The following is a 2,281-nucleotide window of genomic DNA, read 5'->3' on the forward strand; positions in this document are numbered from 1 at the left end:
CGATAAATTCGGATTAGTAATTTAAATGAAAGTGGATTAACATCTCTAAGTAAAAACATACACAATATCTCTCCGCACAACTCAATAGTCTTATTGTATCATAATGTTTGTTTGTGTAATTAATTTTGCTTAACTACTTAATCCTCAAACTGTAACCGCAAGTAGTCATTGGTGCTAATGCCGATGAATACCCCAGATTGGCTACCAGCCAATTTATCCGGTGCAAGTCCTGCGTTTTCCAGTGCCTCCCAAGCCACTTCCAGTAGCAGCCGTTGCTGGGGGTCCATGCGCTCTGCCTCTCGTGGAGCAATCGCAAAGAAGTGGGGATCGAATTGGTCTACTTGATCGAGGAATCCGCCCCAACGGGTACTCATTTTCCCTGGGGTTGCTGGTTCTGAGTTATAGAGGGCGTTGATATCCCAACGAGCTGCAGGCACTTCAGTGATGGCATCCACCCCGTCTCGCAGCAACTCCCAGAACGCTGTTGCATCCTTAGCACCAGGGAAACGGCAACCTAGACCAATGATGGCAACAGCGGAGTCGGAGGGTTTAGCGTCCTTGGGCTCCGTCTCAGTCTCCTCAAGAGCGTTCACATCGAGGGAATCTGCTGATGTAGCCAGTTCCTCAACTAAATGCGGGACAAGGGCTTCAATCGTGGGGTAATCATAGACCAGGGTAGGAGAAAGCGATGCACCGAGCCAATCCCCTAACTCACCCGAAAGGCTCACCGCCGCTACTGAATCTAGACCGTAGCGGCTGAAGGGTTGCTGAACATCTATGTCTTGGGGATTAACTCCAAGCCGCTCAGCAATTTTACAGACTAACCAGGCTTGAATGGCTTGGGCTTTTTTGTGAAACTCCTGATTGACACTCTTCTGCTGGGAGCCATTGTTCCTGCCTGAGCTAGATTGTTGCTGTTTGTCAGGAAGCTCTTGCTGCGACGGGGTTTCTACTTCCTCAGCCCGACGCTGGGACTCTACTTTACTTTCAGGATTTGTCCTCCACTCCCCTACCACATCCAAGTTGCCAGCCAGGAAACCAGCGCGACAAGCACGACGCTGAATTTTGCCACTAGAAGTTTTCGGGATGCTCCCAGGCTTGATACCAATTCACTATGAAGGTACACTAAAATATAGGGTAAAAGTAGAGGAAATCGAATATGGCGAACAAACTTCAGGTACAAATCCAGGAAACGGTTGAGGAACTAGAGCATCGACTCGAAGGTCATGCGACCGCCGTAAATAAAGAAAAATTACTGGTATTATACTGGCTGGTCACCAAAAAAATCCCAAAAAGAGCAGAATTAGCCACGATGTTAAAACGAGACGAATCAACAATATATCGTTGGTTAAGAGCTTACAAAAAAGGTGGAATTAATGAATTACTTAGCATAAAAAAAGCTCCCGGAAAGACTCCACATATTCCACCCGAAGTGAGAGAAAAATTAATCAAAAAACTGCAAGAACCCCAGGGAGAAACAAGTTAGGGCAAATTACAGCTCTGGCTAGAAAAAGAATGCGGAATTAAAGTGAGTTATCAAGTGGTACATGACCTAGTACATTATAAATTGAAAGCTGACCTGAAAGTCCCAAGACCCCAAAGTAACAAAGCGAACGAAGAGGTGCAGGCAAGCTTCAAAAAAAAACTATGTGAGCTCATCAAAGTAATGATTAAATATTTCGGAAACTCCAAGCCTGTAAGGATATGGTGTCAGGATGAGAGTAGATTTGGATTGATTACTATGCAGGGCAGAATGATTACATTAAAGGGGGTAAAACCCATTGGCAAAAAGCAATGGAAACGAGGAAACTTTTATATTTATGGAGTCGTAGAGCCAGCAACAGGCGAACAATATTATCAAGAATTATCTCAGCTCAATTACAACTGTTTTCAAGAGTTTTTAAATGGATTTGGTCAAAAATACTCAGAGACTTTCAATCTAATTATCATGGATAATGGTAGCTTCCATAAAGCTCTATTATTAGACTGGGCTGACCATGTAATGCCAATATATTTACCTGCCTATAGTCCTGAATTAAATCCGATTGAAAGATTGTGGGAGCATACAAAAAAAGACCTCAAGTGGGAAAATTATTCGAGTTTAGATAAACTCAAAGAACACGTAAATATAATTATCAAATCTCTCACGAATGAAGAAGTTTTATCTCTCTGTGGTTGGGACTATAGCCTTTCTCAAAAAGGTGAGGTACGAATTTTGACCTGGAAAGCTTGACAATACAGGGTTTCTGTATACCTCATTTATCTGAGAATCGCTATATAT

The 2,281-nt window shown here is 43.1% G+C and carries 2 protein-coding genes and 1 pseudogene; 2 read left to right on the plus strand and 1 reads right to left on the minus strand.

The window, feature by feature from the left end; all coding sequences use genetic code 11:
• Positions 1–137: 137 nt before the first annotated feature.
• The gene (locus ACUVJL_RS36405) at positions 138–1,016 is read right to left on the minus strand and encodes a beta-ketoacyl synthase N-terminal-like domain-containing protein (RefSeq protein ID WP_445250265.1); all 879 of its coding nucleotides are present in this window, start codon (positions 1,014–1,016) and stop codon (positions 138–140) included.
• A gap of 143 nt (positions 1,017–1,159) precedes the next feature.
• Between ACUVJL_RS36405 and ACUVJL_RS36410 the strand changes: the two genes are divergently transcribed.
• Together ACUVJL_RS36410 and ACUVJL_RS36415 are read left to right on the plus strand one after the other, a co-directional pair.
• Complete coding sequence (locus ACUVJL_RS36410) at positions 1,160–1,486, plus strand: helix-turn-helix domain-containing protein (RefSeq protein ID WP_445250266.1); 327 nt, start codon at positions 1,160–1,162, stop codon at positions 1,484–1,486.
• 15 nt (positions 1,487–1,501) lie between these two features.
• Positions 1,502–2,233 (plus strand): annotated as a pseudogene (locus ACUVJL_RS36415) (IS630 family transposase); the annotation flags it as partial.
• Positions 2,234–2,281: the final 48 nt, after the last annotated feature.

This window comes from Microcoleus sp. OTE_8_concoct_300, from assembly GCF_031383065.1.
Taxonomy (GTDB): domain Bacteria; phylum Cyanobacteriota; class Cyanobacteriia; order Cyanobacteriales; family Microcoleaceae; genus Microcoleus.